Origin of the sequence: Curtobacterium sp. ME12, from assembly GCF_903970855.1 — a bacterium.
GTDB classification, from domain to species: Bacteria; Actinomycetota; Actinomycetes; order Actinomycetales; family Microbacteriaceae; genus Curtobacterium; species Curtobacterium poinsettiae_A.
On the sequence record NZ_CAJCKD010000013.1, the window covers coordinates 17,498 to 40,278 of the forward strand.

At 71.0% G+C, this 22,781-nt stretch carries 19 protein-coding genes; 13 read left to right on the forward strand and 6 right to left on the reverse strand.

Features of this window, described 5'->3' with window-relative positions; translation table 11 throughout:
• Positions 1-15 precede the first annotated feature (15 nt).
• Positions 16-3,738, forward strand: coding sequence for an AAA family ATPase (locus H7A73_RS08430; RefSeq protein WP_182065591.1), 3,723 nt, complete (start codon positions 16-18; stop codon positions 3,736-3,738).
• A gap of 97 nt (positions 3,739-3,835) precedes the next feature.
• Here H7A73_RS08430 and H7A73_RS08435 read toward each other — a convergent pair whose 3' ends face one another.
• The gene (locus H7A73_RS08435; RefSeq protein WP_171907827.1) at positions 3,836-3,994 is read right to left on the reverse strand and encodes a hypothetical protein; all 159 of its coding nucleotides are present in this window, start codon (positions 3,992-3,994) and stop codon (positions 3,836-3,838) included.
• An 83-nt stretch (positions 3,995-4,077) separates the two neighbouring features.
• Entirely contained in the window at positions 4,078-4,947 is an 870-nt protein-coding gene (gene ftsY, locus H7A73_RS08440) for a signal recognition particle-docking protein FtsY (protein WP_182065592.1), read from the reverse strand.
• A 217-nt stretch (positions 4,948-5,164) separates the two neighbouring features.
• Between ftsY and H7A73_RS08445 the strand changes: the two genes are divergently transcribed.
• Positions 5,165-6,190 (forward strand): TerC family protein, encoded by a 1,026-nt coding sequence (locus H7A73_RS08445; protein ID WP_182065593.1) that lies wholly within the window; start codon positions 5,165-5,167, stop codon positions 6,188-6,190.
• 78 nt (positions 6,191-6,268) lie between these two features.
• Here H7A73_RS08445 and lipA read toward each other — a convergent pair whose 3' ends face one another.
• Together lipA and lipB are read right to left on the reverse strand one after the other, a co-directional pair.
• Positions 6,269-7,252 carry a lipoyl synthase gene (gene lipA, locus H7A73_RS08450; protein ID WP_182065594.1) on the reverse strand — a complete coding sequence of 328 codons (984 nt, stop codon included), beginning with the start codon at positions 7,250-7,252 and terminating at the stop codon, positions 6,269-6,271.
• The gene (gene lipB / locus H7A73_RS08455; protein ID WP_182065595.1) at positions 7,249-7,914 is read right to left on the reverse strand and encodes a lipoyl(octanoyl) transferase LipB; all 666 of its coding nucleotides are present in this window, start codon (positions 7,912-7,914) and stop codon (positions 7,249-7,251) included. Before lipB ends, lipA begins: the two co-directional genes overlap by 4 nt.
• A 94-nt stretch (positions 7,915-8,008) precedes the next feature.
• On the opposite strand from lipB, the gene H7A73_RS08460 reads away from it, so the two are divergent.
• The 3 genes from H7A73_RS08460 to H7A73_RS08470 all read left to right on the forward strand — a co-directional run bounded on the left by H7A73_RS08460 (position 8,009) and on the right by H7A73_RS08470 (position 10,092).
• Positions 8,009-8,362, forward strand: a complete 354-nt coding sequence (locus tag H7A73_RS08460; RefSeq protein WP_182065596.1) for a PadR family transcriptional regulator — start codon at positions 8,009-8,011, stop codon at positions 8,360-8,362.
• Between the two features lie 80 nt (positions 8,363-8,442).
• On the forward strand, positions 8,443-9,321 hold the full coding sequence (locus tag H7A73_RS08465) for a hypothetical protein (RefSeq protein WP_182065597.1): 879 nt from the start codon (positions 8,443-8,445) through the stop codon (positions 9,319-9,321).
• A gap of 93 nt (positions 9,322-9,414) precedes the next feature.
• Positions 9,415-10,092: a hypothetical protein gene (locus tag H7A73_RS08470; protein ID WP_182065598.1), complete on the forward strand. Its 678-nt coding sequence runs from the start codon at positions 9,415-9,417 to the stop codon at positions 10,090-10,092.
• 38 nt (positions 10,093-10,130) lie between these two features.
• On the opposite strand, the gene H7A73_RS08475 is transcribed toward H7A73_RS08470, so the two are convergent.
• The gene (locus tag H7A73_RS08475) at positions 10,131-10,925 is read right to left on the reverse strand and encodes a DNA polymerase beta superfamily protein (RefSeq protein ID WP_182065599.1); all 795 of its coding nucleotides are present in this window, start codon (positions 10,923-10,925) and stop codon (positions 10,131-10,133) included.
• Positions 10,926-10,995: 70 nt separating this feature from the next.
• On the opposite strand from H7A73_RS08475, the gene ffh reads away from it, so the two are divergent.
• Positions 10,996-12,546, forward strand: a complete 1,551-nt coding sequence (gene ffh / locus H7A73_RS08480; protein WP_182065600.1) for a signal recognition particle protein — start codon at positions 10,996-10,998, stop codon at positions 12,544-12,546.
• 72 nt (positions 12,547-12,618) lie between these two features.
• Here the strand turns inward: ffh and H7A73_RS08485 are convergent, their stop codons facing one another.
• On the reverse strand, positions 12,619-13,758 hold the full coding sequence (locus tag H7A73_RS08485; RefSeq protein ID WP_182065635.1) for a glutamate--cysteine ligase: 1,140 nt from the start codon (positions 13,756-13,758) through the stop codon (positions 12,619-12,621).
• A 119-nt stretch (positions 13,759-13,877) separates the two neighbouring features.
• Here H7A73_RS08485 and aroA point away from each other — a divergent pair, with 119 nt between their 5' ends.
• The 7 genes from aroA (at position 13,878) to rimM (ending at position 22,778) form a co-directional block, all read left to right on the forward strand.
• A complete protein-coding gene (gene aroA / locus H7A73_RS08490; RefSeq protein WP_182065601.1) occupies positions 13,878-17,147 on the forward strand; it encodes a 3-phosphoshikimate 1-carboxyvinyltransferase in 3,270 nt (1,089 codons plus the stop codon).
• A complete protein-coding gene (locus H7A73_RS08495; protein ID WP_182065602.1) occupies positions 17,144-18,322 on the forward strand; it encodes an acyl-CoA dehydrogenase family protein in 1,179 nt (392 codons plus the stop codon). The genes aroA and H7A73_RS08495 overlap by 4 nt, the downstream gene beginning before the upstream one ends.
• A gap of 87 nt (positions 18,323-18,409) precedes the next feature.
• Complete coding sequence (locus H7A73_RS08500; protein WP_182065603.1) at positions 18,410-19,255, forward strand: SDR family oxidoreductase; 846 nt, start codon at positions 18,410-18,412, stop codon at positions 19,253-19,255.
• Positions 19,256-19,259: 4 nt separating this feature from the next.
• Positions 19,260-21,395 carry an FAD-dependent oxidoreductase gene (locus tag H7A73_RS08505; protein WP_182065604.1) on the forward strand — a complete coding sequence of 712 codons (2,136 nt, stop codon included), beginning with the start codon at positions 19,260-19,262 and terminating at the stop codon, positions 21,393-21,395.
• A gap of 164 nt (positions 21,396-21,559) precedes the next feature.
• Positions 21,560-21,973: a 30S ribosomal protein S16 gene (gene rpsP / locus H7A73_RS08510; protein WP_027465884.1), complete on the forward strand. Its 414-nt coding sequence runs from the start codon at positions 21,560-21,562 to the stop codon at positions 21,971-21,973.
• A gap of 3 nt (positions 21,974-21,976) precedes the next feature.
• A complete protein-coding gene (locus tag H7A73_RS08515) occupies positions 21,977-22,213 on the forward strand; it encodes an RNA-binding protein (protein ID WP_017888258.1) in 237 nt (78 codons plus the stop codon).
• A 19-nt stretch (positions 22,214-22,232) separates the two neighbouring features.
• Entirely contained in the window at positions 22,233-22,778 is a 546-nt protein-coding gene (rimM, locus tag H7A73_RS08520; RefSeq protein WP_171907871.1) for a ribosome maturation factor RimM, read from the forward strand.
• The last annotated feature ends 3 nt before the right edge of the window (positions 22,779-22,781 follow it).

Below are 22,781 nucleotides of genomic sequence, written 5' to 3' on the forward strand. Positions count from 1 at the left end.
GCATCCGGAGACCGCATGTACTTGAAGAGCCTGACCATCAAGGGGTTCAAGTCCTTCGCGCAGCCGACGACGTTCGCGTTCGAACCGGGCGTGACGTGCATCGTCGGCCCGAACGGCTCCGGCAAGTCGAACGTGGTGGACGCCCTGGCCTGGGTGATGGGGGAGCAGGGTGCGAAGACCCTGCGCGGCGGCAAGATGGAGGACGTCATCTTCGCCGGCACCTCGACCCGAGGTCCGCTCGGTCGCGCCCAGGTGCTGCTGACCATCGACAACAGTGACGGCCTGCTGCCGATCGAGTACTCCGAGGTGACGATCGCGCGCACGCTGTTCCGCAACGGTGGCAGCGAGTACGCCATCAACGGTGAGAACTGCCGGCTGCTCGACGTGCAGGAGCTGCTGAGCGACACCGGCCTCGGTCGTGAGATGCACGTCATCGTCGGGCAGGGGCAGCTCGACAAGGTGCTGCACGCCACCCCGGAGGACCGTCGCGGCTTCATCGAGGAGGCCGCGGGGATCCTGAAGCACCGCCGCCGCAAGGAGAAGACCCTCCGCAAGCTCGATGCGATGCAGACGAACCTGACCCGCCTGTCCGACCTGGCCGGGGAGATCCGGCGGCAGCTGAAGCCCCTCGGGCGTCAGGCCGAGGTCGCCCGCAAGGCCCAGTCGGTCGCCGCGGTCTTCCGCGACGCCAAGGCCCGCATCCTCGCCGACGACGTGGTGCGCCTGCGCCGCGAGCTGCACGACCACCAGGAGGTCGAGGCGGGCCGCAAGTCCGAGCGCATCGTCCTGACCGAGCGGCTCGACCAGACCCGGGTGCGCCAGCAGCACGTCGAGCAGAGCATGGTCGGCGACGACGTCGACCGCGCCCGGACCGTCGTGCACCGGCTCGAGAGCGTGCAGGAGCGCCTCCGCGGGCTGTCGAGCCTGGCGAACCAGCGCCTGATGTTCCTCGCGCAGCAGGCCGAGGCACCACAGCAGGGACCCACCGTCACCCAGGAGCAGGTCGCCGGGGTCCGTGCCGAGGCCGACCGCCTCGCCGCCCGTGCCGACGAGATGCAGGGCGGCTCGGCGACGACCGCCCGCGCGGTGCAGGACGCCCGCGCGGCGCTCGACGCCCTGGACGAACGCATCGCCGCCCAGGCTGCCCAGGTCTCCCAGCACGACCTCGAGGCGCAGCGGCTCGCCAGTGCCGTCGACGTCGCCCGGTCGAAGCGCGGTTCCGCCGTCGCCGACCGCGAGCGGCGGGAGCGGGCTCTGGCCGAGGCCGGGGAGCGTGCCGAGCGTGCCGCGGCGGCCCTCGCCGAACTCGGTGTCGACCCGTCCGAGGGGGTCGACGAGACCGCGCTGGCGCAGACCCTGGAGCAGGCGCGCGCCGTGCTCGAACGGACCCAGACCACACGCGACGAGCAGCGCGACCGCCTCCACGCCCTCGAACGCGAGCGGGACGCCCTCGACGCCCGGGTCACCGCGCTCGGCATGTCGATCGAGGTCCGCGACGGTTCGCAGGCCCTGATCGACGCCGGTCGCGCGGGCATCGTCGGTCGCCTGGCCGACAGCCTGACGGTGTCGCCCGGGTTCGAGGCCGCGATCGCCACCGCGCTCGAGGGACTCGCCGACGCCGTCCTCGCCGACGACCGCGGTGCGGCGCTCGACGCCGTCGACCACGCCCGCACTGCCGACCTCGGCCGGGTCGACGTCGTCGTCGCGGACGGCGCGTCCGTCCCCGCGGCCCTGCCCGAGACCCTGCCGGCCGGCGTCCGCCGTGCCACGGACCTGGTGCAGGGACCGCCGGCGCTCGCGTCGATCCTGCGGGACACGCTGGTCGCGGAGACCGACGACCTCGACCTGGAGGCCGTGCTCACGGCCGCCCCGCACGCCACGGTGGTCACGCGGTCCGGCGACCTCGTCCGTGCGGTCCGCGTGACCGGCGGCGGGGAGCGCGTGACCTCGCGCATCGAGCTCGTCGCCGAGCGCGACGACGCCGTGACCCGACGCGACACGATCGCGACCGACGCCGAGGACGCTGCCACGGGCCTCCAGGCCGCGCGCAGCGCCGTCGAGGACGCACGCCGCCGTGCGGACGAGGCCGACGCAGCATCCCGCGCCTACACGCGGGCGAAGGCCGAGTACGACCGCACGAGTGCGTCGACGCGAGCGAAGGCGGAGAACGCCGCGGCCGAGGTCGAGCGGCTGCGTGCCGCGCTGGCCGAGACCGACGGCGCCGTCGAGACCGCCGAGGCGGTGCTGGCCGAGGCCGAGTCGGCGCACCGTGCATTCACCGACCAGGAGCGCCCCGTGGTCGACGCGACCGAGCGTCCCGCGCTGCAGGACGCGCTCGAGGCCGCACGTGCCGCCGAGGTCGAGCAGCGGATCCAGGTGGAGACCGTGCGCGAGCGTGTGCGCGCCGAACGGAACCGCGCCGACCAGCTCGACCGCCAGCTCGAGGCCGAGCGCGCCGCCGCCGAGGAGGCCGCGCGGCTCGCCGTCATCCGCCGTGGCCAGATCCGGACCGCCGAAGCCGTCCTCGCCGACCTGCCCGGGGTGCTCGGAGCGGTCGACCGCTCGCTGGCCGAAGCGCGGGTGCAGCTGGCGACGGAGGAAGCCGAGCGGTCGAAGCGCAACACCGAGCTGCAGACGATCCGCAACGAGGAGCGTGAGCTCCGGGACCGCCTGCAGACCATCACCGACGGCGTGCACTCGCTCGAGATGGAGATCTACGAGAAGAAGCTGCACGTGTCCGGCATCCTCGACCGGGCGCAGAGCGAGCTCGGGCTGTCCGAGGCCGTGCTGGTGGCCGAGTACGGGCCGCACGTGCCGGTGCCCGTCGACGTGCTCGTGGACCCGCGGGTGCGCGCGCGGAAGCACCGCGAGGCGGAGCGCGCTGCTGCGGCCGCCGAGGCCGCGGGCGTGACCGAGCCGGAGGAAGCTGCGGCAGAAGCAGGTCCCGACACCGACGACGCGGCCCTCGTCGACGCGGAGTCCACCCTGCCCGGCGGCCCGGCCCTGCCCGAGTTCGACACGACCGACGAGATCGACCCCGCCGACGTCGAGACCGTGCCCTACGTCCGTGCCGAACAGGAGCGCCGGCTCAAGGCCGCGGAGCGCGACCTCGGACAGCTCGGCAAGGTGAACCCGCTCGCGCTCGAGGAGTTCCAGGCGCTCGAGCAGCGGCACGCGTTCCTCGCCGAGCAGCTCGAGGACCTGCAGAAGACCCGGACGGACCTGCTGACCATCATCGACGAGCTCGACACGAAGATGCAGACGATCTTCGAGTCCGCGTTCAACGACACGAAGGAAGCGTTCGACGTCATCTTCCCGATCCTGTTCCCGGGCGGCTCGGGGTCGATCACCCTGACCGACCCGACCGACCTGCTCGGCACCGGGATCGACGTGCAGGTGAAGCCCGCCGGCAAGAAGATCGACCGCCTGACCCTGCTGTCCGGCGGCGAGCGGTCCCTGGCGGCGGTGGCGCTCCTCGTCGCGATCTTCACCGCGCGGCCGTCGCCGTTCTACATCATGGACGAGGTCGAGGCGGCACTCGACGACGCCAACCTGGGCCGCCTGCTGACCGTGTTCGAGCGTCTGCGCGAGTCGTCCCAGCTCATCGTCATCACACACCAGAAGCGGACGATGGAGATCGCCGACGCCCTGTACGGGGTGTCGATGCGGCAGGACGGCGTCTCGGCGGTCGTCGGGCAGCGGGTGCAGAAGCGCGAGCCGGCGGACGCGGTCGCCTAGGCGTCCTGGTCGCGACGGGACGGCAGACGGGAGGCGCGGTGCCAGCTGGCACCGCGCCTCCTGTTTGTCAGGTGCGTCCGGACAGGACGCCGGGTCGCTACGCGCGACCGCGGATCGTCCGGAGCAGCCAGCCGATGACCGCCAGCAGGATGAGCACGATGCCCACCCAGAGCAGGAACTTCAGCGCACCGACGAAGATGCCGCTGAAGAGCAGGACGAGGCCGACGATGATCGCGATGATCAGCAGTGCGGGCATGAGGGTCTCCTATCCCTGGAACGAGACCGAGCAGATGCCCGGACCGTCAGGGACGCTACTCCTCGGCGTGCCGACGCGTTCGCTCAGCCGACGAGGTTCTGCACGAACACGTGCGGCGTGAAGCCCGTGAGGTCGTTGATGCCCTCGCCCTGTCCGATGAGCTTGATCGGGATGCCGGTCTTCTCCTGCACGCTCAGCACGAACCCGGCCTTGGCCGAGCCGTCGAGCTTGGTGATGACGAGGCCGGTCACGCCGGCACCCTCGATGAAGGCCTGGGCCTGTGCGAGGCCGTTCTGGCCCGTCGTCGCGTCGAGGACGAGCAGGACCTCGCTGATCTCGGTCTGCTTCTCGACCACGCGCTTGATCTTGGTGAGCTCGTCCATCAGGCCGGCCTTGGTGTGCAGCCGCCCGGCGGTGTCGATGACGACGATCTCGGTCTGGTCGCGGATCGCCTTCTCGACGGTCTGGTACGCCACCGACGCCGGGTCCTGCCCGGGCTGCGACGGCCGGACGACGTCGACCCCGGCGCGCTGGGCCCACGTGGCGACCTGCTCGACCGCCGCGGCGCGGAACGTGTCCGCCGCCCCGACGAGCACCGTGCGGTCGTAGGTCTTCAGGAACTTGGCGAACTTGCCGATCGTCGTGGTCTTGCCGACGCCGTTCACCCCGACGACGAGCACCACGGCAGGCCGCGCGCTGAGCTTCAGGGTGGTGTCGAGCTTGGAGAGCCGTTCCTCGAGGACCTCGCGGAGCATGCGCTGCAGGTCGGCGGGGTCGGTCGTGCCGTACCGGTCGACGCGGGCGTGCAGGTCGTCGATGATCTCCTCGGAGATGTCCGGACCGAAATCGGCGCCGATGAGGGCGGTCTCGAGGTCCTCCCACGTGGTCTCGTCGATCGTCTTGCGCTGGAAGAGGCCGCGCAGCCGTGTGGACAGTGACCAAGAACTCGCCATGCTCCCAGCTTAGAGCGCGGCACATGTCCGCTGTGCCCGGTATGCTCGGGATCACGAAGGGGAGTATTCCCTCTCGGTGACCCCGTCAGTACGGTCCGGAACGATCCGGCCCCGGGGCGCCGGTCGTGCGACACCGATTCCGGTGCCGTGCGACGGAAGAGACCTTCAGGCCTCGGCGTACCCGCACAGCAGCGGCGCGCCCTACCTGAAGGAAACCGTGGACGTCCCACTCTTCGTCTGGCTCATCACGATCGCCGGCATCGTCGCACTGCTGGTGTTCGACTTCTACTCGCACGTCCGCACGCCGCATGTGCCACACATCCGCGAATCCGCGTTCTGGTCGGCCTTCTACATCGGGCTGGCGATCCTGTTCGGCATCGGGATCCTGGTGTTCGGCGGCGGGCAGGCCGGTGGTGAGTACTTCGCCGGCTGGCTGACCGAGAAGGCGTTGTCGGTCGACAACCTCTTCGTCTTCCTCATCATCATGTCGAGCTTCGCCGTGCCGAAGGAGTTCCAGCAGAAGGTCCTGCTGGTCGGCGTCGCGATCGCGCTCGTCGCCCGCGGCGTCTTCATCGCCCTCGGCGTCACGATCATCGAGAACTTCTCGTGGGTCTTCTACCTGTTCGGCGCGCTGCTGTTCTGGCTCGCCTGGTCGCAGGCCCGCAGCGGCAACGACCACGGCAGCGAGGGCGATTCGCGACTCATCCGGATCCTCAAGCGCTTCATCCCGACGTCGAACCACTACGACGGTGACCGCCTGACCACCCGTGTCGACGGCAAGCGCCTGTTCACCCCGATGCTGCTCGTCATGGTCGCCATCGGCCTGACCGACGTGCTGTTCGCCCTCGACTCGATCCCCGCGATCTTCGGGCTGACGCAGGACGCCTTCATCGTGTTCACCGCGAACGCGTTCTCGTTGCTCGGGCTCCGGCAGCTGTACTTCCTGATCGCCGGGCTGCTCGAGCGGCTCATCTACCTGGGCCAGGGCCTGGCCGTCATCCTGGCGTTCATCGGTGTGAAGCTCGTCTTCCACGCCATGCACGTCAACGAGCTGCCCTTCATCAACGGTGGCGAGCACATCGAGTGGGCGCCGGAGATCCCGATCTGGTTCTCGCTCGGCTTCATCGCGCTGACGATCACGGTCGCGACCATCGCCTCGCTCGTGGTCTCGAAGCGCCGCCAGGAGCGCGGGCTCACCCCGTCGGGTGAGCCGAAGGAGTCGGTCGAGGCCGACGCGAAGTAGTCGTCAGCGCCTGACGGACAGGAGGCGCGGTGCCAGCTGGCACCGCGCCTCCCATCCGTCCGGGCGTCGTCCGGAGCGTCAGACGGCCTGGCGACCAGGGGTCGCGTCGAGCAGGTGGGCCAGGTGCTCGGGAACCGAGCCGCCGCGGGCCTCCGTCGCCCGCGCCCAGAGCCGGCCCGCCCGGTACGACGACCGGACCAGCGGTCCGGCCAGCACTCCGGCGAAGCCCATCTGCTCGGCGACCTGGCGGAGCTCGACGAACTCCTCCGGCTTGACCCAGCGCGCGACCGGCAGGTGCCGGGGCGACGGGCGGAGGTACTGCGTCAGCGTGATGATGTCCGTGCCCGCGTCGTGCAGGCGCTGCAGGGCGTCCTCGATCTCGATGCGCTCTTCGCCCATGCCGAGGATCAGGTTCGACTTCGTGACCAGTCCGGCGTCGCGGCCCTGGGCGATGACGTCGAGGGACCGTTCGAACGTGAAGGCCGGCCGGATCCGCTTGAAGATCCGCGGCACCGTCTCGACGTTGTGGGCGAAGACCTCCGGGCGGGCGTCGAAGACCTGGCCGAGCTGGTCCGGGCGGCCGTTGAAGTCCGGCACCAGGATCTCGACGCCGGTGCCGGGGGAGTGCTCGTGGATCTGGCGGATGGTCTCGGCGTAGAGCCAGGAGCCGCCGTCTGGCAGGTCGTCGCGGGCGACGCCGGTCACCGTCGCGTACTTCAGGCCCATCGACACGACCGAGTCGGCGACGCGGCGGGGCTCGTCGCGGTCGAGCGGTTCCGGCTTGCCGGTGTCGATCTGGCAGAAGTCGCAGCGACGGGTGCACTGCGAGCCGCCGATGAGGAAGGTGGCCTCGCGGTCCTCCCAGCACTCGAAGATGTTCGGGCAGCCGGCCTCCTGGCAGACGGTGTGCAGCTGCTTGTCCCGCACCAGGCTCGACAGCTCGCGGAACTCGGGGCCCTGCGTGGCACGGGTCTTGATCCACGCGGGCTTCGTCTCGATCGGGGTCTCGGCGTTCCGGGCCTCGACCCGGAGCATGCGGCGGCCTTCGGGGGCGAGGGTCATACGAGGGTCTCCTGTCGTGCGATCCGGTTGCCGGTGTGCATGCCGTCGAACGCCGCCTGCACCCGGGCAGCGACGCGGTCGGCGACCTCGTCGGCGGCGACCCGGTGTCCTGCGGCCCGCGAGAGCGTGGTGACGCCCGCGTCCGCGATCCCACATGGCACGATCGTCGCGTAGGCCTCGAGGTCGTTCTCGCAGTTGATCGCGATCCCGTGGCTCGTGACGCCCTCGGCGACGTGCAGCCCGATCGCGCCGACCTTCGCCGGCGGCGAGGTCGGCACCCACGCGCCGCTGCGACCGTCGATGCGCTCCGCCGTGATGCCGACCGCGGCGGCGGCGTCGATGATGACCTGCTCGAGGTCACGCACCCAGGCGACGACGTCGAGGGGCTCGGCGAGCCGCAGGATGGGGTAGGCGACGAGCTGTCCGGGGCCGTGCCACGTGATGCGCCCGCCGCGGTCGACCTCGACCACGGGGGAGCCGTCCGTCGGCAGGTCGCTCGGCCGCGTCCGACGACCTGCGGTGTACACGGACGGGTGCTCGCACAGAACGACCGCGCCAGGGGAGCGCGCGGCGACGACGTCAGCCTTCAGGCGCTGCTGCAGTGCGAGGCCCTCGTTGTAGTCGAGCAGCCCGGGCACCCGGACGATCTCGAGTTCCGGCATGGGCGCCAGCGTACGACAGTTTCTGGACTCCGTACATCAACCCGTTTTCGCGGTCGCCGCTTGCATAATCTGATTGTATGAGTATCCTTTCCGCATGAGTACCACGGAGATGCGCGAGCCGACGATGCTCGTCCTGACCGCGCTCGTCGGCGGACGGAAGCACGGGTACGCGTTGATCGGCGAGGCATCCGAGCTGTCGGGCGCGCGGGTGCAGCTGAAGGTCGGCACGCTGTACGCGGTGCTCGACCGCTTGCTCGACCAGGAGCTCGTCCGCACGGCGGGCGAGGAGGTCGTGGACGGGCGCCTGCGCCGCTACTTCGAGCTGACCGAGGACGGCGCTCGGGCGCTCGCCGCTGAGGTGCGGCGCCTGGAGGCGAACGCCACCGTGGCGCGAGCGCGACTGTCGACGTGGCGACCGGGGACGATCCAGATGGGGGGAGCGTCGTGACGACCACGAGGCTGGAGGAGGAGTACCGCGCTGCGATCCGGTGGTACCCGCCGAGGTGGCGACGAGAGCACGGTGTCGCGATGCTCGGGACACTGCTCGACGTCGCGGACGCCCACGGACGCACCCGACCGGCGAGGGGCGAGGTGGTCGGTCTCCGCCTGCACGGCCTCCGCGCCTGGGCGGACTCCGTCGTGCCCTCCGCGGTCCGGGGGATCGCCGCGTCGATCGGGGCTGGGTCGGCCCTCGGGTTCGCCCTCGTATACGGCGTCTTCGTGGTGTGGGGACCCTGGGACGCGCGCCCACTGCAGACCCCCGGTGACTTGCGCACGTTCGGGCCGTTCTGGAACGCCGGGATCCTCGTCGTCGTCCCGCTCGCCCTGATGGCGCTCGCCGCGGCCGTGCGGTCGCGGTGGGGCGTATACCTCTTGGCCGTCCTCGCAGTGCTCGGTGCCGCAGCGGCCTGGCTGCTCGGGCGGTCCGACGAGTCCTGGAACGGCCCGCACTCCACGACCACCGGTGTGACCCTGCTGCTGATCCTGCTCGCGAACTGCGGCGATCCGCGTCACCGCGGCGCGTTCCTCTGGGGACTCGCGGTCGTCGGGGGTGGCCTGGCCTCCTACGCGGTCCTGTTCCCGTCGAGCGGGCGCCCGTTCCATCTGACCACAGTGACCGACAGTGCGATGTGGACCGTTGTGGCCCCCGCCTGGATGCTCGCGGCCGCCGGCGCCCTGCTTGCGATCCTCGTGGTCGTGCTGCTCGTGCAGCGGCGCCAGGAGTTGGCGGCCTCGCTCTCCATCGCCTGGATCCCTTGGGGCGCCGCGGGGGCGATCGCCCTCCGGTGGTTCGCGAACGAACGCACGGACGCGGTGATCATGGTCATCGGGTCCGCAACGCTCGTGCTCGTCTCGCTCACGGTCGTCGCGCTGCGTCGCACGCCTCGCCGTGCGGTCTCGCACTGAGGTGTGGCAGTCCTGATGGCGGGCGGACGACAGTTCCTGGCTCATCAACCCGGTGCTTGACCGCAACATCGGTTGAGCTGCTCCAATGGGCGCATGGATATCCGCCAGGTTCAGCTCGCCACCCGTTCCCTCGACGGCACCGCTCGCTTCTACGAACGGCTCGGCTGCTCGGTCGAGCTCGTCGACGGGGCGGTCGAGGTCGCCGTCGGGTCCACACAACTCGTGTTCCGCGAGCTCCCGGGGATGACCGGCGCGCTCCACCTGGCGATCACGATCCCGACGGGCACGTTCGACGCGGCTGCAGCGTGGGTCGCCGAGATCGCGATCGTGCTGGTCGACGCCGCCGGCCGAGACCAGTTCGACGGCCCGCCGAACTGGAACTCGCGATCGGTGTACTTCGAGGGTCCGGATCAGCAGCTGCTCGAGCTGATCGAGCGCCGCGAACTCGTCGCGACCAGGTCCGCGAGCGCCGCACTCGCACCGGCACACGCCGGCGCCGTTCCGCTCGTCTCGGTCAGCGAGGTCGGCATCCCCGTCCCGGACGTCCTCGGTGCCGTCGAGACCCTGCGCCACGCCGGGCTCGAGCCCTACGCCAACCCGCCCGGCGAGGGCTTCGCCGCGGTCGGTGACGTCGACGGTCTCGTCATCCTGGTGTCGCCGGAGCGGCGGTGGTTCCCGACGGGCGACCGACTTCCGTCGACGGCACCGGTGGTCCTCGACGTCGGGCTGACGGCCCCGGTCGAGCTCGCCGAGGGGGTCGTGGTCCGCTGAGCCCTCCTGCTCTGTGCCGACCGCCCCGTGGGTCCTCGTCAGCGCAGCCGGTCGAGCTCGCCGAGGAAGTACGCGTCCGCTCGGTCGTGCGCGTCGGCAGAGGAGTTCTCGGGCGGCAGGTCGTCGAAGGACCGTGCCAGGTCGAGTTCCGCGTCGACGAACCGGACGAGGACACCGGGTGGGGTGCCGGTGCCGACCTCGCGCGTCCGCGCCTTCACCGCGATGAGATCCGTCGTGGCGTCGGCCACCGCGCGGTCGACCGTCGACTCGGCGAGCAGCGTCGGCAGGTCCATGGGGGGCGTGGCGCTCTCCGGGTGCTCCCGCAGCCAGCGGAGCGAGGCCGCGGTGCGGAGCACGTAGAAGAAGCGCTTCAGCGTGACCTCGCGCTCGTACTGCCGATCGGCGACGTGCAGGTAGTGCCGGCCGATGCGCCCGCGGTCGGCGACGCTCGCCACGAACGCCAGCAGGCGGTCGCGGAAGCCCTCGTCGCCCGAGTACACGATCGGTGACCGCAGCCACTCGCCGACCGTCGCATTCCCGTTCACGGCCAGGCGGACCGTCTTGGCGAGGTCCCACCCGCTGACGTCGAAGACCTTGTCCAGCGGCGTCTCGATGACGTCACGGCTGGGCCAGAGCGACAGGTAGTCGTCCGGCCGTCGCACGTACAGGAACCGGCAGTCGTAGTCGCTGTCGGGGGACGGGAAGCCCCAGGCGCGGCTGCCGCTCTCGATCGCCCAGGGGATCGTCACGCCGAGCTCGGTCTGCAGACGCGCGAGGCGCCCGTCGATCTCGGCGACCACCGCGGGGTCGAGCTCCTCGGGGACGGCGCGCATGCCTCGACGATACCGAGCGCTGGACGCCGGATCAGGTGATCTGCTCGTCTACCGGTAGAATCGACGGATCATGGCGCAATTCGGTTCACTCTCCGATCGGCTGACCGAGACCTTCCGCAATCTGCGGAGCAAGGGTCGGCTGACTCCGTCCGACGTCGACGGCACCGTCCGCGAGATCCGGCGGGCGCTCCTCGACGCCGACGTCGCGCTCGAGGTCGTCAAGGCGTTCACCGCATCGGTGCGCGAGCGTGCCCTCTCCGACGAGGTCAACCGCGCGCTCAACCCGGCGCAGCAGGTCGTCCAGATCGTCAACGAGGAACTCGTCGGCATCCTGGGCGGGCAGCAGCGACGGCTCGAGTTCGCGAAGAAGCCGCCGACGGTCATCATGCTCGCGGGTCTGCAGGGTGCCGGTAAGACCACTCTCGCGGGCAAGCTCGGCAAGTGGCTCAAGAAGGACGGCCACACCCCGATGCTGGTCGCGGCGGACCTGCAGCGTCCGAACGCCGTGCAGCAGCTGCAGGTCGTCGGCGAGCAGGCCGGCGTGCACGTCTTCGCGCCCGAGCCCGGCAACGGTGTCGGCGACCCGGTCAAGGTCGCCAAGAACGCCGTCAAGGCCGCGATCGACCAGCAGTACGACACCGTCATCGTCGACACCGCCGGTCGGCTCGGTGTCGACGCCGAGCTGATGAAGCAGGCCGCGAACATCCGCAAGGCCGTCGACCCGGACGAGGTCCTCTTCGTCATCGACGCGATGATCGGTCAGGACGCCGTCAACACGGCCCGCGCCTTCCAGGAAGGCGTCGACTTCACCGGCGTCGTGCTCTCGAAGCTCGACGGTGACGCCCGCGGTGGTGCCGCCCTGTCGGTGGCCAGTGTGACCGGCCGCCCGATCATGTTCGCGTCGACGGGTGAGTCGCTCGACGACTTCGAGCCGTTCCACCCGGACCGTATGGCGAGCCGCATCCTCGACCTCGGCGACATCCTGTCCCTCATCGAGCAGGCGCAGGGCGCCTTCGACGAGGAAGAGGCGCGCAAGGTCGCCGACAAGATCGCGACCGACAACTTCACGCTGAACGACTTCCTGCAGCAGATGCAGCAGCTCCGCAAGGCCGGCTCCATCAAGGGCATGCTCGGCATGCTCCCCGGAGCGAAGGGCATGCGCGAGGCGCTCGACAACTTCGACGAGCGCGAGATCGTCCGCACCGAGGCGATCATCCAGTCGATGACGCCCCAGGAGCGCGAGCTCCCGAAGCTCCTGAACGGTTCGCGTCGTCTGCGCATCGCGCGCGGTGCCGGATCGACCGTCACCGAGGTCAACGCGCTGGTGAACCGCTTCGAGCAGGCCGCCAAGATGATGAAGACCGTCGCCCGCGGTGGCGTGCCGCAGATGCCGGGCATGGGTCCGATCCCGGGCATGCACGGCGGCAAGAAGCAGCAGCAGGGCGGCAAGAAGAAGTCGAAGGTGGGCAACCCCGCCAAGCGCGCGGCCTTGGCCGCCGGCGCGGCGGCTGCGCCGCAGCAGGCCCCGCAGGGGTCCGGCCTCGGACTCGGGGGCGCCAAGGGCGGCAAGGCACCGACCGAGGAAGAGCTCGCGAGCCTGCAGAAGTTCCTGGGTCGCTAGTCGCGACCACCTGACGGACGGGAGGCCCGGTGCCAGCTGGCACCGGGCCTCCCGTCCGTCGTCTGGTCGAGGCTAGAGCGCGTCGCGGAACTCGCTGACCAGGTGGCGGACGACCTCGCGCAGGTCGCCACCGTTCTCCCGCGCGACCTGCAGCTGCCGCTGGTACGAGGCGCCGCGCTCGATCATGGTGTCGAGGTGGTGCAGTTCGTCCTGGCAGCCGAGCCGCTCGGCGATCGGGTCGAGCCGCTGCACCAGGTCGTGCACCTCGTCGGTCACGAGCCGCTCGTCGCCGGCGACGTTCGTGATGATCTCGGCCTCCATGCCGTAGCGGGCCGCGCGCCACTTGTTCTCGCGGATGAACCAGGGCTGCATCGTGGGCAGGGTCTCACCGGCGTCGAGCCGGTCCGAGCAGGCGGTCACCAGGCACTGCACGAGCGCGGTGACGGCGCCGACCTCGTGCAGGGTCGAGATGCCGTCGGACACCCGGTTCTCCAGGGTGCCCCAGCCCGGCGACGGTCGGATGTCCCACCGCAGGTCCTTCACCCCGTCGATGACGCCGGTGTGCGTGAGGTCGCCGACGACCTCTTCGAAGTTCGCCCAGGCGCCGAGCTGCGGCGGGAGCCCGCCGGTCGGGAGCTGCTGGAACATGAGTGCGCGGTTCGAGGCGTACCCGGTGTCGGTGCCGCCCCAGAACGGGCTCGACGCGGTGAACGCCTGCAGGTGCGGGACGTAGGCGAGCATCGCGTTCATGATCGGCACGGCCTTGTCGCGGTCGTCGATGCCGACGTGCACGTGCACGCCCCAGATGAGCATCTGGCGTCCCCACCAGCGGGTGCGGTCGATGAGGGTCGTGTAGTGCTCGCTGTCCGGGGTGATCTCCTGCTGGTCCCACACCGCGAACGGGTGCGTGCCGGAGCACATCACCTGGGCGTCGAGCGGCTCGGCGGCGTCGATGACCTCGCCGATGATGCCGGACAGCTCGCTCGCCGCAGCCCCCACGCGGTCGTGGACGCTCGAGACGACCTCGACCGTGTTCGTCAGGAGTTCCTCGGTGACGCGGTCGTGGTCACCGAGCCGCTCGTGCACGGCGGCGATGACGGCGGGGGCACGGGGAGCGAGGTCGCCGGTCGCCCGGTCGACCAGGGGGAGTTCCCACTCGACGCCGATGGTCGACGGGCGGGACTCGGTGAAGCGGATGTCCATGCCGTCCATCCTGCCCGGGTCCTTGTCGGACACGCACAACGAAGCACTGTCCCGATCGTGCGGATCCTTCCGCAATTAGTTCCACACCGGGCGTACCGTTGAAATGTTCCTACAGGGAAGAGGTACGCATGCAGTTGGTGGTCCGCGGGACGAACGCCCCGCTCGTCGGAGAACTCGACATCCCGGTCTCGAAGTACCACGCGCACCGTGCGCTGGTGCTCGCGTCGCTCGCGAAGGGGACGAGTGTCGTCTCCGGGGTGAGCGCGACGCGACAGGTGGAGTGGACCGTGGGCACGCTCCGCGCGCTCGGGGTGGACGTCAAGCGTCGTGGGAACGCGTACCACGTGACCGGACTGGGCGGCCGGTACGAGGCGACCGACGTGGTGGACCACGGCTCGCGGGGTGCCGACGGCCTGCTCAACATGGGGTCCTCGGGCACCACGCTCTACTTCATGACCGGGCTCGCCTCGCTGGCCGACCGCCCGATGACCCTGTCCGGCATGAAGTACTTCCAGCGCCGACCGATCAAGGCGCTGCTCACCTCGCTGACGCAGATGGGTGTGGAGCTCGAGGCGACGAACGACTGCCCGCCCGTCACCGTGCAGCCGAGGCGCCCGCGCGGCGGTGACGTGACGATCGCCGGCACGCTGTCGCAGTGGGTGTCCGGGCTGCTGCTGGTGGCACCGTTCGCCGAGCACGAGACCCGGATCCACATCACCGGCGGACGGCTCAACGAGCAGCCCTACGTCGAGCTCACCGTGCGGATGATGCGGCAGTTCGGCCTGACGGTGGAGGTCTCCGACGACTGGCTCGAGTACCGGATCCCGGCGGGCCAGCAGGCTACCCCGCACGACTACGTCATCCCGCCCGACATCGGCTCCGCTGCGTTCGGCATCGCGGCGGCCGGCACCCGCGAGTCGAACGTGCTGCTGCGCGGCATGACGGCCACGACGACGGCCGAGACGGACCACCCGGAGAGCGAGTTCCTCGACCTCGCCACCGCGATGGGCGTGCCGATGCGGATCGACGAGGAGACCGGCTTCGTCCGGATCGAGCACGACGGGTCACCGCTCCGGCCGCTCGACGTCGACTGCCGTCCGATCCCGGACCTGCTGCCCGTGCTGTCGACGATGGCCACCTTCGCCGAGGGCACCAGCCGGCTGTGGAACGTGGCGCACATCCGGCTGAAGGAGTCCGACCGCGTCGCGGCGATGCTCCAGCTCAACCGGATGGGCGGCCGTGCCGAGCAGGGTGCGGACGAGCTGCGGGTCACCGGCGTCGGTGCAGCCGGGTTGCACGGTGCGCCGATGTCCTCGTTCAACGACCACCGCGTGCTGATGTCCCTCGCGGTCGCTGCGTCGGGTGCCGACGGGGTGTCCGGCCTGACCTACCCGCGTGCCTACCGGATCTCCTACCCGACGTTCCTCGAAGCGATGAACTCCGTCGGGCTCGACATGTCCGTCGGTGACCGGCTCGCAGCGCAGGTGGCGCGGGACGACCGGATCGACGCCGCCGAGGCCGACGGGGTCCGCACGCACCTGGGCACGCCCCTGGTCAGCGCGGCTGCCGGTGACCTCGACACGTCGGCGGTGCCCGAGCCCACCGACCAGCCGGTCGCGCAGCCCGCCGTCCCGCAGCCCGCCGCTCCGCAATCCCCCGCCCCGCAGCCCCCCGTCGCTGTGCCCGAGCTCGCCGGCGTCGACGCCGACCCCCTCGTCCTGAGCGAGCGGGTCCGTGCCCTGTCGCAGACCGACCCCGACGGCCTCGCGGTGATCGAGGTCGGCGGTGCGACGCCCGTGAACACCACGTGGAAGGAGCTGCAGGACGAGGCCGACCGGGTCTCCGCCCTGCTGCTCGAACTCGGCGTGCGCACCGGCGAATCCGTCGCGATGCAGCTGCCGAACTGGCGCGAGTTCGTCTCGATCACCCTCGGTACGATCCAGATCGGCGCCGTCGCGACCCCGATCATGCCGGTGTTCGGTCCACGCGAGACCACCATGACGCTCGCGCGTTCGAAGGCCCGCGTGGTCTTCCTGCCGAACGTGTTCCGGAAGCGCCGTCCCGCGCTCGAACTCCTCGAAGTCATCGACGAGGCCGCCGCGCAGGACCGCCGCCTGTCGCTCGAGCACGTCATCGTGCTCCGCGCCGAGGCCCGCGGGCAGGGGGACACCCCGACGAACCAGCCGCCGCTGCCCGCCGATGCCCTGGAGCGGGTCGTGGCGAGCGACTGGCACTGGCGCTACTTCGAGAACGCCCTCGCCGCCGTGCACGTCGACGTCGACGAGATCGCGTCGCACGCTCCCGGTCCGGACGACGTCTGCCAGCTGCTCTTCACCTCCGGCACCACGGGGGAGCCGAAGGGCGTGCAGCACCCTCACCGGACGCTCGGGCTCGCGACCGCCATGCACGTGGCGCAGTCCGGTCTGACCGGCGCCGACCGCATCTACATCCCCTCGCCGCTCGCCCACCAGACCGGGTTCCTGTACGGCATGCTGCTGGCGTTCCGGCTCGGTGCGCCGCAGGTCATCCAGCCGGTGTGGGACGGCCGGGTCGCACTCGAGCAGGCGTTCGGCGTCGCCCGGGCGTCCTTCGTGCAGTGCGCGACGCCGTTCCTGACCGACCTCGTCGACCTGGTCGAGGCCGGCGCTCCGCGGCCCGAGTCGCTCCGGATCTTCGTGCCGACGGGGGCCGCGGTGCCCCGCGCACTGGCCCAGCGGGCGAGCACGGTGCTCGGCAGCGCCATCCTCGGCGCCTTCGGGACGAGCGAGACGTGTCTCGGCGCCCTGTCCAGCCCGGGCGACGACCCCGCCGACGCGTACGGCCACGACGGCCGGGCACTGCCGGGCATCGCCATCCGCATCGTCGACGACGCGGGGATCGAGCTGCCCGCCGGGACCGAGGGCAACTTCGAGCTGCACTCGCCCACGATGTTCGCCGGCTACCTCGACCGTCCGGACCTGACCGACGACGTGTTCACCGCGGACGGCTGGTACCGCACCGGCGACCTGGCGAAGGTCGACGAGAAGGGCTTCCTGTCGATCACCGGACGCGTGAAGGACGTCATCAACCGCGGCGGCGAGAAGATCCCCGTCGTCGAGATCGAGAACCTGCTGTACCAGCACCCGCTGGTCACGGACGTCGCGATCGTGGCGATGCCGGACGAACGGCTCGGTGAACGTGCGTGCGCCTGGGTCGTGAACGCCCGCGCGGACGAGCCGCTCGACTTCGCCGGGATGCAGCAGTACCTCGACACGGCCGGCGTGAGCAAGTACTACTGGCCGGAACGACTCGAGTACACCACCGAGCTGCCGCGCAACGCGGTCGGCAAGGTCCAGAAGAACGTCCTGCGCGAGCAGGCGGCCGCGCTCGTCGCGACGAAGGAGAACGAGACACGATGACGATCGTCGAGCAGACGAGCACCGGCTTCGACGAAGCCGCCTTCCAGCAGCTCAAGACCGAGGTCACCGAGTGGGTCCGAGGCCCCGGCGAGGAGTGGGCGGACGAGATCGAACGCACCGGCCGGGTCGCCCCGGAGCTGTTCCAGGAGCTCAAGGAGCGCGGGTGGCTCAGCCTCGCAGCCCCGACGGAGCTCGGCGGACGGGCGATCCCCTTCTCGCGGTACCTCGAGATCATGGAGGTCATCTCCCGCTCGCACGCCTCCATCCGCATGCTCGTGCACGTCATCAACGGCACCTGGCGCGCGATGGCCCCCTACGCGACGCCGGAGCAGATCGAGCAGGTCGTCAAGCCGAGCGTCGCCGGCGACACGCTCGTCGCGTTCACCCTGACCGAGGCCACCGCGGGCACCGGAGCGGACATCCGCACGACGGTCCGGCGTGAGGGCGACACCTACGTGATGAACGGTGAGAAGCACCTCATCACCTTCGGCGTGCAGGCCGACCACTGGCTCATCGCCGCTCGGCTGGAGGGCACCACCGGCCAGGACGGCACGGTCGCGTTCCTCATGCCGAACAGCGGGTTGCCGGGTGCCGAGGTGATCGACGACTCCGACACGATGGGCATCCGCGGCACCGACCACGCGATCCTGCGGTTCACCGACACCCCGATCCCCGCCAGCGCCCGCCTCGGCGCGGAAGGCCAGGGCCTCGAGGTCGCGCTCGGCGGCTTCCTGCTGCCGAGCCGGGTGTCCGTCGCGATGAGCGCCGTCGGGCTCGCCGAGCGGGCGAACGAGCTCGCCGTCGAGTACGCCAACAAGCGCGAGACGTTCGGCAAGCGGCTCTCCAGCCGCCAGGCGATCCAGTTCTACCTGGCCGAGAACTACGCCGACATCGCCGCCGCCCGCGCCCTGGTGCTCGAGGCCGCCCGCGCCTACGAAGCAGACCGCCCCGACGCCGGCACGCTGTCCAGCGCCTCGAAGATGGTCGCCGTCGACATGCTCGCGCGCGTCACCGACAAGGCCCTGCAGGTGCACGGCGGGCAGGGCTACTGGAAGCGCAACGCCATCGAGCGCGTCTACCGCGACGCACGCGCGCAGCGCTTCGAAGAGGGCACCAACGAGATCCAGAAGCTGATCGTCGGCCGCGCCGTCGTCACCGGCCAGGCCGGGTTCTAGACCGTCACCAACCACCGGACCGGAGGCCCGTGGCGGGCCCGCCCCGCGCCTCCAGTCCGTCCGCAACCACGTCAGCAGAGGACACCAGTGACCGACTCCACCAACGCACCCATCGCACTGATCACGGGCGCTTCGCGCGGCATCGGCCGCCTGCTCGCACAGAAGCTCGGCAGGCGCGGCGTCACCGTCGTGGTGACGTACAAGGGCAACGCCGACCTGGCCGAGGAGTCGCTGGCTGACGTCAAGGCCGCGGGCGGCGACGGCATCACCGCGCAGGTCGACATCGAGCAGCCGGAGTCGATCGACGCCCTGTTCGACCTGGTGCGCGACACCTACGGGCGCCTCGACATGTTCGTCGCGAACGCCGCCGCCAGCGCGTTCAAGCCCGTCGCCGACCTCAAGCTGCACCACCTCGACCGCAGCTACGCCACGAACGCCCGCTCGTTCGTGCTCGGCGCCCAGCGCGCCGCGGAACTCATGGACCGCGGTGGCCGCATCGTCGTCGTGACCTCGTACGGATCACTCCGGGCGTTCCCGACCTACGCCGCACTCGGTGCCGCCAAGGCGATGAGCGAGGCCTACATGAAGTACATGGCGGTGGAGTTCGGTCCGCGTCAGATCACCGTCAACGCGGTGAACGGCGGCCTCATCGACACCGACTCGCTCGAGTACTTCTACACGAAGGTCCCCGGCCAGGCGCCGATGGACACGGTGCTCGAGAAGCTCCCGCTGCAGCGCCCCGGGACGGCCGACGACATGGCCGACGCCGTCGACTTCCTGCTGTCGGACAAGGCCGGGTACATCACCGGGCAGGTGCTCTCGGTCGACGGCGGACTCACGGTCATCGCCCCGCCGTACTGGTCGGACACGACGTCGCCCCTCCGCGACGCGGTGCTGCCGGCCGACGCCCCGGCCGCGGACACCGCAGAATAGGCGCATGAGCAGCGTCGCTTCCGCCCCCGTCGTGCCGGAGTCACTCCGGACCGTCGCGTCACCCTGGACCCTCGGCCCCCTGCACCTGGCGAACCGGGTGGTGATGGGGTCGATGCACACCGGGCTCGAGGTGCACGACGACGGCGGAGCCGGCATGGCCGCCTTCTACCGCGAACGGGCGGCCGGCGGGGTGGCGTGCATCATCACCGGCGGCATCGCGGTGAACGACGAGGCCCGCGGCGGTCCGGACTTCGCGGTGTTCGACGTCGGGGGAGCCGACGAGCGGTTCCGGGTGGCGGTCGACGCCGTGCACGACGAGGGCGGGACGATCCTCGCGCAGCTGTTCCACGCCGGGCGGTACGCGCTCGCGTCGGGCATGGTCGACCGGCACGGTGACCCGCAGCGCGTCGTGGCGCCCTCGGCCCTGCCGTGGGCGGCCGCCCGCGGGGTGGTGCCGACAGAGCTGACGTCGGCCGAGGTCGAGCGGACCATCGAGGACTTCGCCGCCGCGGCCCGCACCGCTCGCGCGATCGGGTTCGACGGCGTCGAGATCATGGCGTCCGAGGGGTACCTGATCAACCAGTTCCAGTCGCCGCTGACGAACCTGCGCGACGACGAGTGGGGCGGCGATGCGGAACGGCGTCGGCGCTTCGCGATCGAGGTCGTCCGGGCCGTCCGCGCCGCGGTGCCCGAGCTCGCCGTGACGATCCGGCTGTCCGGTGCCGACCTGATGCCCGGCTCGTCGACCGACGACGAGGTCGACGCGCTCGTGCACGACCTGCTGCCGCTCGGACTCGACGGCATCTCGGTCGGCATCGGCTGGCACGAGTCCCGCACCCCGACCGTGCAGGCCTCGGTGCCGCACGGGGCGTGGCTGGCGTACGCGGCACGGGTCGCCGCGGTGGTGCGCTCGTCCGCGCACCCGGACGTCCGCGTGATCGCCTCGAACCGGATGACGGACCTGCGCGACGGCGAGGCCGTCCTCAGCGACGGTCTGATCGACGCCGTCGCCCTCGCCCGGCCGTTCCTCGCCGACCCCGCGATCGTGTCGCGCTCGCTCGCGGGCGGGTTCGCCCTCGTGAACACCTGCATCGGCTGCAACCAGGCGTGCCTCGACCGCTCGATCATCGGCGCACCGGTGTCGTGCCTCGTGAACCCCCGTGCCGCCCGCGAGGTGGTCTTCCCCGCGCGGCCGACCGCGGACCCGAAGCGCGTCGACGTCGTCGGTGGCGGACCGGCCGGGCTCGCCGCCGCGGTGGACGCCGCCCGACGCGGCCACGACGTCACCGTCTGGGAGGCCTCCGACCGCCTCGGCGGCCAGTTCGGCCTCGCCGCACTCGTCCCGGGCAAGGAGGACTACGCCGCCACGGTGCGGTCCGCCCGTGCCGAGCTCACGGAGCGGGGCGCCACGATCCACCTCGGACGCCCGGCCACGGCTGCGGACCTCGTCGACAGCGACGCCGTCGTGCTCGCGGCCGGGGTGGTCCCGCGGAGCATCGACGTCCCCGGCAGCGACCTGCCGCACGTGCTGTCCTACGAGCAGGCACTCCGCCAGGGGGTCCCCGAGGGCACCGTCGCGATCATCGGCGGCGGTGGCATCGGCGTGGACACCGCGGCGTTCCTGACCGAGTCGCCCGACGAGGTCGTCCGGGCCGCGGAGTTCGCGGCCCGCTGGGACCTCGACGTGTCCGAGGAGCTCGTCGGCGACGTGCCGCAGCGGCTCCCCGCGGCGCAGCGCACCACCCGGCCGGGGTCGCAGGTGACGGTGCTCCGGCGTTCGGGCAAGTTCGGCCAGGGGATCGGCATCACCTCGCGCTGGGTCGCGATCGGCCGGCTGCGGGACGCCGGGGTGCGGATGGTCGGCGGCGTGCAGGAGTACCTGCGCATCGAACCCGGGGTGCTCTGGATCCGCGACGAGCACGGGGACGAGGTCGGCGTCCCGGCGGACAGCGTCGTGGTCTGCGCCGGGCAGGAGCGCGCGAGCGACGCCGAGGGCGACGCGCCCGACGGACTCGCCACGGGCCTCCAGGCCGCCGGCGTGCCGTACGCCGTCGTCGGCGGCGCGCGTGACGCACGGAGCGTGGACGCGGTCCGGGCGACGTCCGAGGCCCTCGAAGCGGTGCGGCGCCTCGCGCCGTAGCGAGTCGGCTCGCATCACGGCCGGGAATCTGCAAGAATGAACGGTCGAATCGCCGCAGCTCGACCCTCTATCCAGCTGTGAGCGATCTCTCTCGAGCTTTCGCCGTGTGTGCCCCCACGCCCGCGGTTCCAGTTCAACCACAACGAAAGCAAACAGGAGCAATTGTGGCTGTCAAGATCCGTCTGAAGCGTCTCGGTAAGATCCGTGCGCCCTACTACCGCATCGTCGTCGCCGACTCGCGCACCAAGCGCGATGGTCGTGTCCTCGAGGAGATCGGTCAGTACCACCCGACCGAGGAGCCCTCGGTCATCAAGATCGAGTCCGAGCGTGCGCTCTACTGGCTCGGCGTCGGCGCGCAGCCGACCGAGCAGGTCGCGGCCCTCCTCAAGCTGACCGGCGACTGGGCCAAGTTCAAGGGCGAGAAGGACACCGAGTCCAAGGTCAAGGTCGCCGAGCCGAAGCCGGCCTTCCAGGTCGACTCCTCGAAGAAGGCCGTCCTCAAGCCGAAGTCGGAGAAGACGGCGCCCGCCGCCAAGGCCGACGACGCCGAGACCGCCGACGAGACGACCGAGGCGTAGTCCTTGCTCGAATCCGCGCTGACGCACCTCGTCAAGGGGATCGTCGATCACCCTGACGACGTGCGCGTCGCCAGTTCCACCTCCCCACGCGGCGAGGTCCTCGAGGTGCGCGTGCACCCCGAGGACCTCGGCCGCGTGATCGGTCGCGCCGGGCGCACCGCCAAGGCGCTCCGCACCCTCGTCACGGCCCTGGCCGACGGCAAGCGCGTGCGGGTCGACGTGGTGGACACCGATTCCTAGGGAGACGACCCAGCTCCGGGTGGGTCGAATCACGAAGGCGCACGGGCTCAAGGGCGGCATCAAGCTCGAGCTCTACACCGACGACCCGGATCGTCGGTTCACCCCGGGCGCCACCTTCACGCTGCAGGTCCCCGACGACTCACCGTGGTCGGGCAAGACCCTCGAGCTGGACGAACTCCGCTGGTACAACGGGCACCCCGTCGCGTTCTTCGCCGGGATCGACGACCGGACCGCGGCCGAGTCCCTGGCGCGCATCATCCTCTGGGTCGAGCAGGACGCCGACGCCGAGACCGGTGAGGACGACGCCTGGTACGACCACCAGCTCGTCGGGCTCAAGGTCCTGCGTGACGGCGTCGAGGTCGGTACGGTCGCCCGCGTGGACCACATGCCCGCCCAGGACCTCCTCGCGATCGACACGCCGTCCCGCGGCGAGGTCCTCGTGCCGTTCGTCTCGGCCATCGTGCCGGCGGTCGACATCGCGGCCGGCACCGTCACGGTCACGCCGCCGCAGGGGCTGTTCGAGGACCCCGAGGACACCTCGCGCCCCGAGACGGTCACGGACTAGTCC